Origin of the sequence: Pseudomonas putida (assembly GCA_029953615.1) — a bacterium.
In the GTDB taxonomy this organism is placed as follows: Bacteria; Pseudomonadota; Gammaproteobacteria; order Pseudomonadales; family Pseudomonadaceae; genus Aquipseudomonas.
On the sequence record CP124529.1, the window covers coordinates 2,770,615 to 2,785,911 of the forward strand.

Below are 15,297 nucleotides of genomic sequence, written 5' to 3' on the forward strand. Positions count from 1 at the left end.
TTCCCCGAGACCGCCCCGACCCGACTAGCGAGAGGTTGTCATGGCTGAATATAAAGCGCCCCTGCGCGACATGCGCTTCGTACTGAATGAAGTCTTCAACGTGGCCGAGCAGTGGGCGCAGTTGCCCGGGCTGGCCGAGGTTGTCGATGCCGACACGGCCATGGCGGTGCTGGAAGAAGCCGGCAAGGTCACTGCCAAGTCCATTGCGCCGCTCAGCCGCGCCGCGGATGAAGAGGGCTGCCACTGGGACAACGGCGCAGTACGCACACCGGCCGGTTTCATCGAGGCATACAACACCTACGCCGAAGGCGGTTGGGTGGGCGTGGGCGGCGACCCTGCTGTTCGGCGGCATGGGCATGCCCAAGGTCATCTCGGCCCAGGTCGAGGAGATGGTCAACGCTTCCAGCCTGTCCTTTGGCCTGTACCCGATGCTGACCGCCGGCGCCTGCCTGTCGATCAATGCCCACGCCAGTGAGGCGCTGAAGGAAAAGTACCTGCCTAACATGTACGCTGGTGTGTGGGCCGGTTCCATGTGCCTGACCGAGCCGCACGCCGGTACCGACCTGGGCATCATTCGCACCAAGGCCGAACCCCAGGCCGACGGCAGCTACAAGGTCAGCGGCACCAAGATCTTCATCACTGGCGGTGAACACGACCTGACCGAGAACATCATCCACCTGGTGCTGGCCAAGCTGCCGGATGCCCCTGCGGGGCCGAAAGGCATTTCGCTGTTCCTGGTGCCTAAGTTCCTGGTCAACGAAGACGGCAGCCTGGGCGCACGCAACCCGGCAACCTGTGGCTCGATCGAGCACAAGATGGGTATCCAGGCCTCGGCCACCTGTGTGATGAACTTCGACGAAGCGGTCGGTTACATCGTCGGTGAGCCGAACAAGGGCCTGGCGGCCATGTTCACCATGATGAACTACGAGCGCCTGGGCGTTGGTATCCAGGGCCTGGCCTCGGCCGAGCGCTCCTACCAGAACGCCGTGGAATACGCCCGCGACCGCCTGCAGAGCCGCGCCCCGACCGGGCCGCAAGCCAAGGACAAGGCGGCCGACCCGATCATCGTCCACCCCGACGTGCGCCGCATGCTGCTGACCATGAAGGCGCTGATCGAGGGTGGCCGTGCCTTCTCCAGTTACGTGGCCCTGCAACTGGACAGCGCCAAGTACAGCGAAGACGCCGCCGTGCGCAAGCGCAGCGAAGAGCTGGTGGCACTGCTGACACCGGTGGCCAAGGCCTTCCTCACCGATCTGGGCCTGGAGTGCGCGGTGCACGGCCAGCAGGTGTTCGGCGGGCATGGCTATATTCGTGAATGGGGGCAGGAGCAACTGGTGCGTGATGTGCGTATTACGCAGATCTACGAAGGCACCAACGGCATCCAGGCCCTCGACCTGATGGGGCGCAAGGTGGTGGCCAGTGGTGGGGCGTACTACCGGCTGTTCTCCGACGAGATTCGCCAGTTCATTGCCAGCGCGGGCAGCGAACTGGATGAATTTGCCAAGCCGTTGGGTACTTGCCTCGATCAACTTGACGGGCTTACCGAATGGGTGCTGGAGCAGGCCAAAGGCAACCCGAACGAGATTGGCGCGGCTTCGGTCGAGTACCTGCATGCCTTTGGTTATGTCGCCTATGCCTACATGTGGGCCTTGATGGCGCGTGCGGCCCAGGCGGGTAAGGGGGACGAAGCGTTCTATGCGGGCAAGCTGGGTACGGCGCGGTTCTACTTTGCGCGGTTGCTGCCGCGGGTGGATTCGCTGGTGGCTTCGGTGAAGGCGGGGAGTGAGTCGTTGTACCTGCTGGATGCTGAGCAGTTCTAAGGGGGGTGGGGCTGCTTTGTAAGCCTTTTCCTACACGACGTGGTGACTTTTCACCACTGTTCTCAGATTGGATCCACGGTTATTCTTTACCACATGGACGTTGCGCAGGAAGCGCAAAGGACAGATCAAGGATGACGACGAAGGACGCCTGCCAGGATGGTGGGGCGATACGGATGTCACAGGGAAACAGTCTGGGAAAACCCCGCTTCGGCGGGGTTTTCTTTGTGCGCGTGTTTTTCAGCCCAGCACATCCAGCGATGATGCGCCCAACAGGCGGGCGTCCGTCTCTTCCTCCAGCAGCGTGCGCAGGAGCTCCACAGAGGCCTGCTGGCGCTGGGCATCGCGGAACACCAGGCCAACCTTCAACGGTACCCGCGGCTCACTCAATGGCTTCCACAGCAACCCCTGATCATCCTCGGCTGCCTCCTTGGCCCGCCCCGGCAGGATGGTGGCCAGCGCGGTATGGGCCAGGCTGTCGAGAATCCCCGCCATGTTGTTCATCTCGGCCTGCACCTGCGGCCGACGCCCTTGGCTGGCCAGCTGCGCCTGCCAGATCTGGCGAATCTGGAATTCCTCACCCAGCATCAGCATGGGCAGCTCGGCGGCCTGGCGGATGGACACCTTCTTGAAGTCTTTCAGCGGGTGGGTAGCGGGGATCACCAGTTGCAGCTCATCTTCGTACAGCAGCAGGCCATGCAGCCCCGGCTGGCGTGGCGGCAGGTAGCTGATGCCGATATCCAGGCTGCCGTTGAGCAAGCGCCGTTCGATCTCCAGCCCCGACAATTCGTAGATCTGCACCACCAGGTGCGGCTGTGCCCTGCGCAGGCGTTCGAGCAGTTGCGGCACCAGGCTTGGCCGCACGGTCTGCAGCACGCCGATGGCCAGCGTACGTAGGGACTGGCCCTTGAAGTTGCGCATGGCCTCGTGGGCGCGCTGCAGGCCGTCGAGCAGCGGCAGGGCGTGGTTGTACAGGGTATGGGCGGCCAGCGTCGGCAGCAGGCGTTTGTTGCTGCGCTCGAACAGGCTCAGGTCAAGGCTGTGCTCCAGTTGGCGGATCTGCTGGGAAAGAGCCGGTTGGGACAGCGACAGGCGCTCGGCGGCGCGGCCCACGTGGCCTTCTTCATACACCGCGACGAAATAACGCAGTTGGCGAAAATCCATAAGTAATGCTTATCGAAAATGCTGAAAAAACGAAATGGTCGTACACCCTCGCGAAGCCTAGTCTATCGCCGTATTCCAGCGGGTTACAGCGATGAATCGGTCGATTGTTACCCCGAATGAAAAACACTTTTGATAGGCAAGGCAAAATATCGAGTGCCGGCACCCAGACCGCACCGTGGCCGCCCTCTGCCGTGACTGGTTGGAGCCCTGATGAACCTGTTCAACCTGCGCCGCCCGGCCCCTGCCGCCGTCGCCGAGCCCAAGCGTGCGCCGGTGATCGTGCCGGAAGCGCCGCAGCTGTCGCGTGAGCGCCTGATGCCCGGCACCGAACGCGCAGCGCAAGTGTTCGTGCGTGGCCAAGGCTCCTGGTTGTGGGACAACGAAGGGCACGCCTACCTGGACTTCACCCAGGGTGGTGCGGTCAACAGCCTGGGCCACAGCCCCAGTGTGCTGGTGAAGGCGCTGAGCACCCAGGCCCAGGCGTTGATCAACCCGGGCTCGGGCTTTCACAGCCATGGGCTGCTGGGGCTGGTCAACCGCCTGTGCCAGAGCACCGGCAGCGACCAGGCTTACCTGCTCAACAGCGGTGCCGAAGCCTGCGAGGGCGCGATCAAGCTGGCGCGCAAGTGGGGCCAGCTGCACCGCAACGGCGCCTATCACATCATCACCGCCAGCCAGGCCTGCCATGGCCGAAGCCTGGGCGCGTTGTCGGCGTCCGACCCGCTGCCGTGCAACCGCTGCGAGCCGGGCCTGCCGGGCTTCAGCAAGGTGCCGTTCAACGACCTGGCGGCGCTGCATGCCGAGGTGGACTCACGCACCGTGGCGATCATGCTCGAGCCTATCCAGGGCGAGGCGGGTGTCATTCCGGCCACGCAGGAGTACCTCAAGGGTGTGGAAACGCTGTGCCGCGAACTGGGCATCCTGCTGATCCTCGACGAGGTGCAGACCGGCATCGGCCGCTGTGGCGCGCTACTGGCCGAAGCAACCTACGGCGTGCGTGCCGACATCATCACCTTGGGCAAGGGTCTGGGTGGTGGCGTGCCGCTGGCGGCCTTGCTGGCCCGGGGCACGGCGTGCTGCGCCGAGCCTGGCGAACTGGAAGGCAGCCACCATGGCAATGCGCTGATGTGCGCCGCCGGCCTGGCCGTGCTGGATACCGTGCTGGAGCCTGGCTTCTTCGCCCAAGTGCAGGACAACGGCCGCCACCTGCGTGAGGGCCTTGGCCGGCTAGCCGGGCGTTATGGCCAGGGCGAAGTGCGCGGGCAAGGCCTGCTGTGGGCCCTGCAGCTGAAGGAGAACCTGGCCCGCGAGCTGGTGGCGGCGGCCCTGCACGAAGGCCTGCTGCTCAACGCACCGCAGGCGGATGTGGTGCGCTTTTCGCCGGCGCTGACCGTGAGCAAGGGCAACATCGACGAAATGCTGCTGCGCCTGGCCCGTGCCTTCGCCCGCCTGCACACCTGGCAGCAGGCCCGCCGGGAAGTACCGGCCTGATCCGAATTTTACGAACCGTCTGGCGTTCCTGCGCATCGCCCCTGGCCTGTTTCATTCGGCCCGGGGCGTTTTTTTTTGCCTGTTGAACCTCTACGGTGGGCAGCTAGTCTCTGATGTAACCCCTTCAGGAGAGACTCGCATGGACTTCATACGCATCATCATCGCCATCATCCTGCCGCCGCTCGGCGTATTCCTGCAGGTTGGGTTTGGCGGGGCGTTCTGGCTGAATATCCTGCTGACCTTGCTGGGGTACATTCCGGGGATCGTGCATGCGGTGTATATCATCGCCAAGCGCTAGCCTATCAGGGTCTCATCGCCGGCAAGCCGGGCTCCCACAGGACTGCACAGCGCTCAAGGCCTGTGTAAATACCTGTGGGAGCTGGCTTGCCGGCGATTCGGCTGCAAAGCAGACTCAGATGCTCAGCCCCCTAACACCCTGCAATAGAATTTCCACTCTTCTTCCAGCGCATGCGCCAGGTTCTCCGCCTTGCGGAACCCATGTCGCTCCCCCGCATAGAAGTGCCCTTCAGCCTCGATCCCGTTAGCCTGCAGCGCTTCCAGCATCGACCGCGTCTGCTCTGGCACCACCACTGCATCCAGTTCGCCCTGGAAGAAAATCACCGGCACCTTGATCTGCCCCGCATGCAGCAGCGGTGTACGCTGGCGATAGCGCTCGGCGTCCTGCAGCGGGTCGCCGATCAACCAGTCCAGGTAGTCCCCTTCGAACTTGTGGGTGGCCCTGCCCAGGGCAACCGGGTCGCTGACCCCGTACAGGCTGGCGCCGGCGCGGAACACATCATGGAACGCCAAGGCACAGAGGGTAGTGTAGCCGCCCGCGCTACCGCCACGGATGAACGCCTTGCGGCCGTCGATCAGCCCACGACCTGCCAGGTGTTCCACCGCCGCGCAAGCATCGGCCACATCGCTTTCGCCCCAGCGCAGGTGCAAGGCCTGGCGGTATTCACGGCCATAGCCGGTGCTGCCCCGGTAGTTGAGGTCGGCGACGGCGAAGCCGCGCTGGGTCCAGTACTGGATGCGTGGGTCGAGCACGGGATAACAGGCCGAGGTCGGCCCGCCATGGATGAACACCACCAGCGGCGAGGCCCCTTGCGACCGGGCTGCCGGGTAAAAGAAGCCATGGGCGCAATGGCCGCCACTGCCGTAGTGGAACGACTGCGGCAGGCTGATATGTCTTGCCGGCAGCACTTCGGCGCCACCAGCCAATACGCTGACCTCGTGGTTGCTGCGGGCAATGGCGATGACCGCCGGCGGGCTGATCGGCGAGGCGGCTATCGCGTACAGGTGTCCGGTATCCATGGCCAGGCTGCGAAAGCGCGTGTAGGCGCTGGCGAAACGCTCCAGGCGGCCATCGGCAGTGCGCAGCCCCAGCTGCCCGAAGCCGTTTTCGAACCAGCTGGCCAGATAGCTTTGCGGCCCCAACGCCAACCAGGTACTGGCGCCCAGTTGCCAGGGGGCTGCAGCGTGGTCCGCGGGTTCGGCAGGCAAGGCCTGCCAACAGCCATCGACCTCGCCCCAGGGCTGCCAGAAGCCATTGCGGTCGGACAGGCAGTAAAGTCGGCCTTCACTATCGAAGCGCGGCTGCTGTAGCGACTCGTCAGCGCTGGCAATACATTGCGCCGGCCCCCAGTGACCACTGGCATCACGTGTGCGGCACATCAGCCTGGTGAAGGTCCAGGGTTGAGCCGGGCGGTCCCATTCGACCCACGCCAGGCGCTGGCCGTCGCCACTCACCGTAGGCGAAGCATAGAAGTCGGCGCCCTCGGCGAGCACTTCGCGGGCCTGCTCACTCAGGGCGACCAGGCGATGCTCGACCCCTTCGCCATGCTGCTCCTCGACTGCCAGCCAGCAGGCCGTCGTGCCACTGCACATCGCCGTAGCGGCAGCTGGCATCCTCGGTCAGGGCACGCGGTACCGCGCCGTCCAGGGCCTGGGTATAGACCTGTTGGTCCTTTTCGTTGACGAACAGCAGCCCGTCGCCACCCAGGCAAAAACTGCCACCGCCGTATTCGTAGACCCGGCTACGCACACTGAAGCCATCGGGTGTCAGGCAGCGGGCCTGCTGGTGCTGCCAGTGCCAGATGCGACAGGCACCATCGGCCGGGCGGAACTCGTTCCAGAACAGCCCCGCGGCGCTGACCTTGAGTTCGGCGAAGTCGGTGCCTGCGGCAACAGCCTGGGCCGCGCTGAACTCAGCCGCGGGCGATGACACGGGAGTTTCGTTCATTGCGGAAGGTCATCTGTTCAATGGTGAGCTGGGCGCTTTCCGACTCTTCGCGGGCCTTGAGGATGATGCCGTGGTCTGCCGACTTGGCGCACACCGGGTCGGCATTGCTGGCATCGCCGGTGAGCATGAAGGCCTGGCAGCGGCAGCCGCCGAAGTCCTTTTCTTTCTCGTCGCAGGAGCGGCAGGGTTCGGGCATCCACTCATAGCCACGGAAGCGGTTGAAGCCGAACGAGTCGTACCAGATGTGGTGCAGGTCGTGGTCGCGCACGTTGGGAAACTGCACCGGCAACTGGCGTGCGCCGTGGCAGGGCAGGGCAGTGCCGTCCGGGGTGATGGTGAGGAACAGGCTGCCCCAGCCATTCATGCACGCCTTGGGGCGCTCCTCGTAGTAGTCCGGGGTGACGAAGATCAGCTTGCACGGGTTGCCCTCGGCCTTGAGCCTTTCCCGGTATTCGTTGGTAATGCGTTCAGCTCGCTCGAGCTGCGCGCGGGTCGGCAACAGGCCCAGCCGGTTGAGGTGGGCCCAGCCGTAGAACTGGCAGGTGGCGAGTTCGACGAAGTCGGCCTCCAGGGCGATGCACAGCTCGATGATGCGGTCGATCTTGTCAATGTTGTGCCGGTGGGTGACGAAGTTGAGCACCATCGGGTAACCATGGGCTTTCACTGCACGGGCCATTTCCAGCTTTTGCGCAAAGGCCTTCTTCGAGCCGGCCAGCAGGTTGTTCACCTGCTCGTCACTGGCCTGGAAGCTGATCTGGATATGGTCCAGGCCGGCTTTCTTGAAGTCGGCGATGCGCGCCTCGGTCAGGCCGATGCCCGAGGTGATCAGGTTGGTGTAGTAGCCCAGCCGGCGGGCCTCGCCGATCAGTTCGGCGAGGTCCTGGCGGACCAGCGGTTCGCCGCCGGAAAAGCCGATTTGCGCGGCACCCATTTCCCGGGCTTCGGCCATCACCTTGAACCACTGCGCGGTGCTCAGCTCCTGGCCCTGGGCGGCGAAGTCCAACGGGTTGGAGCAGTACGGGCACTGCAGCGGGCAACGGTAGGTCAGCTCGGCCAGCAGCCACAGCGGCAAGCCTACTGCCGGCGTAGGCGGTAACTCAGGCGAGGACGATCCAGTGTTCGGCACGGGCCACCTCCATGAACTGCTCGATGTCATCGGCCACTTCCGGGACACCGGGGAACTGTTGTTCGAGTTCGCTGATGATCGCGGCAACGTCGCGCTGGCCGTCGATCAGGCCGCCGATCAGGGCCGCGCTGTCGTTGAGCTTGATCATGCCCTCTGGGTACAGCAGCACATGGCCCTTTTGCGCCGGCTCGTACTGAAAGCGATAGCCGGGGCGCCAGTTCGGCACTTGATTACGGTTGAAACTCATAGGGTGATCCCTTTGTGCCACACCCGTTCCTGGGTGACGGAATGATAGGGCGGGCGGTTCAGCTCGTAGGCCATGCTCATGGCGTCGAGCATGCTCCACAGGATATCCAGCTTGAACTGCAGTATCTCCAGCATACGCTCCTGGCCCGCGCGGGTGGTGTAGTGCTGCAGGGTAATCGCCAGGCCGTGCTCCACGTCACGCCGGGCCTGGCCCAGGCGGGTGCGGAAGTACTCGTAGCCGGCCGGGTCGATCCAGGGGTAGTGCTGCGGCCAGCTGTCCAGGCGCGACTGGTGGATCTGCGGGGCAAACAGCTCGGTCAGCGAGCTGCTGGCCGCTTCCTGCCAGCTGGCGCGGCGGGCGAAGTTGACGTAGGCGTCCACGGCAAAACGCACGCCGGGCAATACCAGTTCCTGGGAGCGCAGCTGGTCCGGGTCCAGGCCCACGGCCTGGCCCAGGCGCAGCCAGGCTTCGATACCACCGTCCTCGCCGGGCGCGCCATCGTGGTCGAGCAGGCGCTGGATCCACTCGCGGCGCACTTCGCGGTCCGGGCAGTTGGCCAGGATCGCGGCATCCTTCATCGGGATGTTGACCTGGTAGTAAAAGCGGTTCGCCACCCAGCCCTGGATCTGTTCGCGGCTGGCGCGGCCTTGGTACATCGCCACGTGGTATGGGTGATGGATGTGGTAGTAGGCGCCCTTGGCGCGCAGGGCCTGCTCGAATTCGGCAGGGGACATTGGCAGTGCGTCGCTCATTCGGCTGGCTCCTGTATAGCTGAGTCTCGGCTCACCTCGCCCCCTGTGGGAGCGGGCATGCCCGCGAACACCGGCGAAGCCGGTGCCATACACCGTGTTGGATTTTTCGCGGGCATGCCCGCTCCCACAGGGTTTGTGTCACCTCAAGGGCTGTACTTACAACTCGATACTCATGCCATCGAAGGCCACTTCCACACCCCGGCGCAGCACTTCGGCACGCTCGGGCGAGTCTTCATCGAGAATCGGGTTGGTATTGTTGATGTGGATAAGTACCTTGCGCTGCCGTGGGAAGCCATCCAGCACTTCCAGCATGCCGCCGCGGCCGTTCTGCGCCAGGTGGCCCATCTCGCGACCGGTACGGGTGCCCACGCCACGGCGCTGCATTTCATCATCTTCCCACAGGGTGCCATCGACCAGCAGGCAGTCGGCGCCGTGCATCATCGTCAGCAGCTTGTCGTCCACCTGGCCCAGGCCCGGGGCGTAGAACAGCTTGCCGCCGGTGCGGGTGTCCTCGACCAGCAGCCCAAGGTTGTCGCCCGGGTGCGGGTCGAAGCGGTGCGGCGAATAAGGCGGCGCGGCGCTGCGCAGGGGGAACGGGGTGAAGCGCAGGTTGGGGCAGGCGTCGATGACGAAGCTGCCTTCCAGTTCGATGCGGTTCCATTGCAGGCCGCCGTTCCAGTGGCTGAGCATGTTGAACAGCGGGAAACCGGTGGTCAGGTCCTGGTGGACCATTTCGGTGCACCACACCTGGTGCGGGCAACCTTCGCGCAGGCTGAGCAGGCCGGTGGTATGGTCGATCTGGCTGTCCAGCAGGATGATGGCGTTGATGCCGGTGTCGCGCAGGGCGCGGGCCGGCTGCATCGGCGCAAAAGCCTGAAGCTGGGCGCGAATGTCGGGCGAGGCATTGCACAGCACCCAATGCACGCCGTCGTCGGACAGGGCGATGGACGACTGGGTGCGCGGCGTGGCCCGCAAGGTACCGTCGCGCAAGCCCTTTGCAGTTGACGCAGTTGCAGTTCCACTGCGGGAACCCGCCGCCGGCGGCGGAACCGAGAACCTGGATGTACATGGCCACTCTCTCTGCAGAAAACCGTAGCGAAAAAACGAAAACGCCCCGGCAGGCCGAGGCGTTGAACCGTAAGCCGGGCTTAGCGGTTGGCGAAGTACATGGTGACTTCGAAGCCGATGCGCAGATCAGTGTATGCAGGTTTGGTCCACATGGAATTACTCCTTCCGGATGAGGGGTGGGTTTGTCAGCTACTACTTGGGTACCGCCATTGGCTGGAGGTTCCCCTGGCTGGGATTGCGCTATCTTACAAGAAAAATTTGTACCGAAAGGTTAATTATTCGAAAACTCCGTTGCGGTTTTCGTAACAATCATGTGTTTCAACCCATCCAGGAAGCATCTGGTGCGGCAGCGTTGGCCAGGCATAGCCAGGTAGAACCTGTACCGAGCAGGTGGCTCAGCAGGTGGTCCAGATCCGTCTGCCGCGCATTCAGGATAGACCTGCGCAGCGCATCCAGCCTGCCGGGTTGTGTGGCCAGGTATGTCTGCCACGCCCATTCGGCGACTTCGGCGTTGCCCATTGCCGGTTCATCGAATTGCCCGGCCAGGGCCTGGCGAGCGGCCGGATCGAAGGTGACGCCCTGGCGTAGCAAGGTGAGCAAGTGGTCGAGTATCTGTACCTGGCTGGCGTGAGGCGACTGGACCCCGAACAGCAGGCCACCGACCCCCTCGACCTGACGAAAGGTACTGAATACCGCATAGCCGAGTTGCAGTTCTACCCGCAGCCGTTGGTAGACCGGCCCTTGCAGCAACTGGGCGAGCAGACGGCCTGCGGCTTCCATGGCCGCCGGTAGTGGGCAGAACAGTAGCAGGGCATGTTCGCTACCGGGTACTTCGGCATGTTGCCAACGGTGGTTGGCCCAGGTGGGCAGAGGGCCAGGCGCCGAGCCTTGGCCAGGGCAGCGCTGCAGCACAGTGCCCAATGCATTCAGGGCAGCATCGTCGAAGCCTGCCGCCAGGCCGTGCCAGCGTGCCTGCTGCCACAGTCTGTCGAGTTCGGTCTGTGCCAAGGTGCAATCCGGCACAGCTGCCGGCGTGGCGCCCAGCACGGCGTCGGGCAGCTGCTTGAGCAGGGCGCGGATCGGGATCAGTGCCGGAGGCTGCGCCGAACAGGGCTGCCAACTGGCTGCCGGGGGCTTGAGCATGAGCGCCAAGGCCTGTTCCACAGTGCGCAATACCGCAGCCGGTAGCCCGGCGCAGCGCAGCTGCCAGTATTCGCCAGCGGCACTGAACTGCAACTGCACCGATACGCGCTCGCAGCGCTCCTGCATGGGGTGCAGGGCGCGTTCGAGCAGCGCATGCAGGCGTTGGCGCAAGGGTGAAGGGACATGCCAGCGCAGGTACAGCACCGCGTATTGACGGGCGCCAGGCAGCTGGTCGCTGACCTTCAGTGCCGCTGGCAGCGGCTTCTGCCTGGCATCAGGCACCTCCGCCAGTAGCAAGGGGTCGACAGCGGGCAGTTGCCAATGCCCGTACTCGCGGACCGACAGGCCTTCCAGCAGGGCATCGAGCGTTTGCAGGCTTTGAGGATCCAGACCTGCAAACGGCTGGCCGGCGCTGTCCCGGCGGGCAAGCTCAAGCGCGCTGGCGCTGCGTTCGCGGCGTTGCTGCAGCAGTGCGAACTCGGTATTCAAGTGCTCAGGCGCGGCCTGGCGGATGAAGCCGAACCAACCCTGCAACAGCGCATCCGCTTCGTCCGCGCTGGCGTCCTCGCTGAGCTTCAGGTCAATGTGCCACAGCAACTGCCCGGCAAAGGCATACAGCGCCTCGGCCTTGAAACCTTGCAGCCAGCCACGTTGGCGAAGCGCATCCAGCCAAGTGCCTGGGCGGCTATCGTTGAGGCAGGCGATCAGCAACTCCAGGGCCTGCTCGGCGCCTGCCGGCAGGTTTTCGTGACTGAAGAGCCGTTGCGTATCGGTCGCCGATAAAGGCAGTGGCAGCGCTTGTGGCACCCGCGCTCCCGTTGCGAACAGCCCGGCATGCTGCCGGCCCAGCCTTTCCAGTTCGTCCAGCGATTGCGGGCCGCACAGGCTCAGGGTGACCTGGCCGCCCTGGTAGAAACGCTGGTGGAAGCCACGCAGCGCTTGCTGGAAGGCTGGGTCCTGCAAGGCCAGGGTATATCGGTTCCCGGCATGAAAAGCGCCCAGTGGATGGCCGGGCGCCGCGGCTTGCAGCAAGGCGAACTGTTGCTGGGCCTGCGGGCTGCGCGACCAGGCAATGAACTCTGCATGGATGACTTCACGTTCGCGGCGTTGGCGTTCGATGCCCAGGTCTGGCTCGGCCAACATCTGGCACAGGCGCTCCAGGCCCCCGGCCAGAGCGCTGGGTGGAACCTCGAAGAAAAAGTCGGTGGTGCGTTCGCGGGTGCTGGCATTGACCTGGCCGCCGAGGGCCTGCACGTAGCGCATCAGGCCGTCGTCCAGGGGAAAGCGCGGGGTGCCGAGAAAGAACAGGTGCTCCAGGAAGTGTGCCAGACCGGGCCACTTGCCAGGCGCGTCGTGGCTGCCCGCATGCACCCGCAGTGCGGCGGCCGAGCGCTTAAGGCGCGGGGCGTGGCGCAGGGTCAGCTGCAGGCCGTTGGCGAGGGTGAGGTGGCGGGTGGCGTCAGGCATGGGAGCTCCGGTAACTGCTGTCCATGCTAACTCATTTGTTTGCAGGTCCGGCCTCTTCGCGGGCACGCCCGCTCCCACAGGGTCTGCGCTGCATTTCATACCTGCGCGATACTTGTGGGAGCGGGCGTGCCCGCGAAAGGGCCATCAGTCTTTGCGCAGATGCAACTCCTGGCGCAAATCGGTGAGGTAAGGAAACACCTCCCGCCCCTGCACCACCCGCTCATGCTCCAGCTCCGCCAGCAACTGGCACTCATCCCGCCCGGCCATGGCCAGCAGGCTGCCATCCGGGCCGATGATGCTGCTCTGCCCACAATACTGGATCTCGCCTTCCGAGCCACAGTAGTTGGCATACACCAGGTAGCACTGGTTCTCCTGCGCCCGCGCTCTCACGGTCACCTGGCAGATGAAGTCGTAGGGCGTCATGTTCGCGGTCGGTACCAGGATCAGCTCGGCACCGTCCAGCGCCAGGCGCCGGGCGTTTTCCGGGAACTCGATGTCGTAGCAGATCAGCAGGCCGACCTTCCAGCCATCGAGCTCCACCACCGGAAAGTGATCGGAGCCTGGGCTGAACATCGAGCGGTCCAGCTCGCCGAACAGGTGGGTCTTGCGATAGTTGCCCAGGCAGCGGCCGTGCGCATCGATCAGCTGCACACTGTTGTAGATTGCGCCATCGTCGCCACGCTCCGGGTAGCCGTAGACGATGGCGATGCGGTGCGCCTGGGCGATTTCCACCACTTCCATGGCCGCGGGGCCATCGACGGCCTCGGCCAGGCGCTCGACCTGGGCCAGGCCGATGTTGTAGCCGGTCAGGAACATTTCCGGGCACACCAGCAATCGGGCGCCGCGTTCGGCCGCCAGTTGTGCCTGGTGGCGTAACCGTTGCAGGTTACCGGGCACGTCCAGTGGCTTGGGTGCGCCCTGGAACAGAGCGATGCGCATGGTGCCTCCTTGTCTCAGTCCGGCAGGGCGATCGGGCCGATCTCGTCGAACACGTCGCCTGGGCCGGGGTTGTCCGGGTGAGTGCGGCCACCGAAGTGGTTCATGATACCCCACACCGCATTCAACGATGTCTGTACTGCGCCTTCCACCCAGGCCGGGGTCCACGACACGTCGTCACCGGCGATGAACATGCCGCGCTGCTCGGCAGGCATGTCCTGCTGCATGAAGTGCGCATACATGCGCTGGTTGTAGCGGTAGTGACCCGGCAGCGCGCCCTTGAAGGCGCCGAGGAAGTGCGGGTCGGCTTCCCAGGAAACGGTGATCGGGTCGCCGATGATGTGCCCGGCGATATCGGTCTTCGGGTAGATCTTCTTCAGTGCATCCAGCGCCAGCTGCACGCGTTTTTCCACCGGGTGCGGCAGCATTTTCAGCGCGTCGCTCATCCACGAGTACGACAGGCAGATCACCCCGGGCTTGTCGTTGCCGTTGTCGAACAGGTAGGTGCCGCGGGTGAGGCGATCGGTGAGGGTCATGCTCATCAGATCGCGGCCGGTTTCCGGGTCCTTGTCCTTCCAGAACGGTCGGTCGACCATGACGAAGGTTTTCGACGACTGCATGTAGCGGGTGCGGTCCAGGGCCATCCACATCTTTTGCGAGAACAGCGATTCTTCGCAGTCGATCTGGGTGGTCAGCAGCCAGGTCTGGCAGGTGGCGAGCACGGCGCTGTAGTGGCGGGTGTCGCCCCAGTTGTCGGTGACCGCCAGGCGGCCATCGGCGGCGCGGGCGATGCGCTTGACCCCGGTACGCGGCGCGCCGCCATGCAGAGCGCTCAGGCTGGTACCTTCCGGCCAGTGCACGCAGCGCTCCGGCACATGGCGCCAGATGCCTTGCGGTACCTGCTCCACACCGCCGACCACCAGGTGCTGGTGGTCGTCGCAGTTGGTCATCACCACGCGGAAGATTTCCAGCATCGAGTTGGGGAAGTCCGAGTCCCAGCCGCCGGTGCCGAAACCGACCTGGCCGAACACTTCGCGGTGCTGGAAGCTCAGCTGGGCGAACGAGCGCGAGGTGGCGACAAAGTCGTAGAAGGTGCGGTCGTCCCACAGCGGTACCAGCTTGTTCCACAGCGCTTTCAGGCGTGGTACGTCGCGGTCGCGGATGGCCTGCTGGATGTCGGCGAACTGGGCACCGCTTTCCAGCGCGTCGGCCCAGGCGTCGGCCACTTCGTGGAACAGCTTGGGCAGGTCGGTGGGTTTTTCGGCGTAGTAGGTCTGGCCTTCCAGGTCGATTACCGTGCTGCCCGAAGCGGGGGTGAGCGGGTTAGGGAACGGTTTGGTCTCCAGGCCCAGCTTGTCCACGTAGTGGTAGAAGGCGGTGGATGAAACCGGGAAGCGCATGCCACCCAGTTCGGCGATGATCCCGTCGGTGCCGTTGAAGGCTTGCGAGCGCAACCGGCCACCCAGCTTGGAGGCTTCGTACACCACCGGCTTGAGGCCCAGCTTCATCAGCTCGTAGGCCGCCACCAGGCCGGCGATACCGGCGCCCACGATGGCCACTTCCTCACCATGGCGCTCGGCCGGGATGCTGCCCAGGCCTGCGGGGTGTTCCAGCCAGTCGTCGAAGGCGAAGGGGAAATCCGGGCCGAAGATGGTGATTGGCTTTTTACCGTCGGCGGGGTGGCGGTTTTTCTTGTTCATGGAGTGACCTTGCCAGAGAGGCTGCGCAGCGGGCGGAGCCTGAGTATAGGAGATGCCTGGTGGCCATTTTAGGGAGTGGGGTGTTCGTTATTAAGGTGCAGAGTGTTGTCTGAATGTAGTTGGTTTCGTCGAAATAGATAA

General features: G+C 64.4%; 10 protein-coding genes and 3 pseudogenes. 3 read left to right on the forward strand and 10 right to left on the reverse strand.

Annotated features, from left to right (window positions below):
• The first annotated feature begins 40 nt into the window (after positions 1–40).
• Positions 41–1,820: pseudogene (locus tag QIY50_12575) on the forward strand (acyl-CoA dehydrogenase C-terminal domain-containing protein).
• Between the two features lie 237 nt (positions 1,821–2,057).
• Here QIY50_12575 and QIY50_12580 read toward each other — a convergent pair.
• Positions 2,058–2,981 carry a LysR family transcriptional regulator gene (locus QIY50_12580; protein ID WGV22908.1) on the reverse strand — a complete coding sequence of 308 codons (924 nt, stop codon included), beginning with the start codon at positions 2,979–2,981 and terminating at the stop codon, positions 2,058–2,060.
• Positions 2,982–3,191: 210 nt separating this feature from the next.
• Between QIY50_12580 and QIY50_12585 the strand changes: the two genes are divergently transcribed.
• Positions 3,192–4,472, forward strand: a complete 1,281-nt coding sequence (locus tag QIY50_12585; protein WGV22909.1) for an aminotransferase class III-fold pyridoxal phosphate-dependent enzyme — start codon at positions 3,192–3,194, stop codon at positions 4,470–4,472.
• Positions 4,473–4,611: 139 nt separating this feature from the next.
• Positions 4,612–4,770, forward strand: a complete 159-nt coding sequence (locus QIY50_12590) for a YqaE/Pmp3 family membrane protein (GenBank protein ID WGV22910.1) — start codon at positions 4,612–4,614, stop codon at positions 4,768–4,770.
• Between the two features lie 122 nt (positions 4,771–4,892).
• On the opposite strand, the pseudogene QIY50_12595 reads toward QIY50_12590, so the two are convergent.
• The 9 genes and pseudogenes from QIY50_12595 to QIY50_12635 form a co-directional block, all read right to left on the reverse strand.
• Positions 4,893–6,717, reverse strand: a pseudogene (locus QIY50_12595) (S9 family peptidase).
• Positions 6,683–7,843, reverse strand: coding sequence for a pyrroloquinoline quinone biosynthesis protein PqqE (pqqE, locus tag QIY50_12600; protein WGV22911.1), 1,161 nt, complete (start codon positions 7,841–7,843; stop codon positions 6,683–6,685). The pseudogene QIY50_12595 and the gene pqqE overlap by 35 nt, the downstream one beginning before the upstream one ends.
• On the reverse strand, positions 7,815–8,090 hold the full coding sequence (gene pqqD / locus QIY50_12605) for a pyrroloquinoline quinone biosynthesis peptide chaperone PqqD (GenBank protein WGV22912.1): 276 nt from the start codon (positions 8,088–8,090) through the stop codon (positions 7,815–7,817). Before pqqD ends, pqqE begins: the two co-directional genes overlap by 29 nt.
• Positions 8,087–8,842, reverse strand: coding sequence for a pyrroloquinoline-quinone synthase PqqC (pqqC, locus tag QIY50_12610; GenBank protein ID WGV22913.1), 756 nt, complete (start codon positions 8,840–8,842; stop codon positions 8,087–8,089). Before pqqC ends, pqqD begins: the two co-directional genes overlap by 4 nt.
• Before the next feature lie 156 nt (positions 8,843–8,998).
• Positions 8,999–9,911, reverse strand: a pseudogene (gene pqqB, locus QIY50_12615) (pyrroloquinoline quinone biosynthesis protein PqqB).
• A gap of 79 nt (positions 9,912–9,990) precedes the next feature.
• Positions 9,991–10,062 (reverse strand): pyrroloquinoline quinone precursor peptide PqqA, encoded by a 72-nt coding sequence (gene pqqA / locus QIY50_12620; GenBank protein ID WGV23049.1) that lies wholly within the window; start codon positions 10,060–10,062, stop codon positions 9,991–9,993.
• 166 nt (positions 10,063–10,228) lie between these two features.
• Positions 10,229–12,520, reverse strand: a complete 2,292-nt coding sequence (gene pqqF / locus QIY50_12625; protein WGV22914.1) for a pyrroloquinoline quinone biosynthesis protein PqqF — start codon at positions 12,518–12,520, stop codon at positions 10,229–10,231.
• Positions 12,521–12,664: 144 nt separating this feature from the next.
• Positions 12,665–13,459: a carbon-nitrogen hydrolase family protein gene (locus tag QIY50_12630; GenBank protein ID WGV22915.1), complete on the reverse strand. Its 795-nt coding sequence runs from the start codon at positions 13,457–13,459 to the stop codon at positions 12,665–12,667.
• A gap of 14 nt (positions 13,460–13,473) precedes the next feature.
• Positions 13,474–15,156, reverse strand: a complete 1,683-nt coding sequence (locus QIY50_12635; protein WGV22916.1) for an NAD(P)/FAD-dependent oxidoreductase — start codon at positions 15,154–15,156, stop codon at positions 13,474–13,476.
• Between the last annotated feature and the right edge of the window lie 141 nt (positions 15,157–15,297).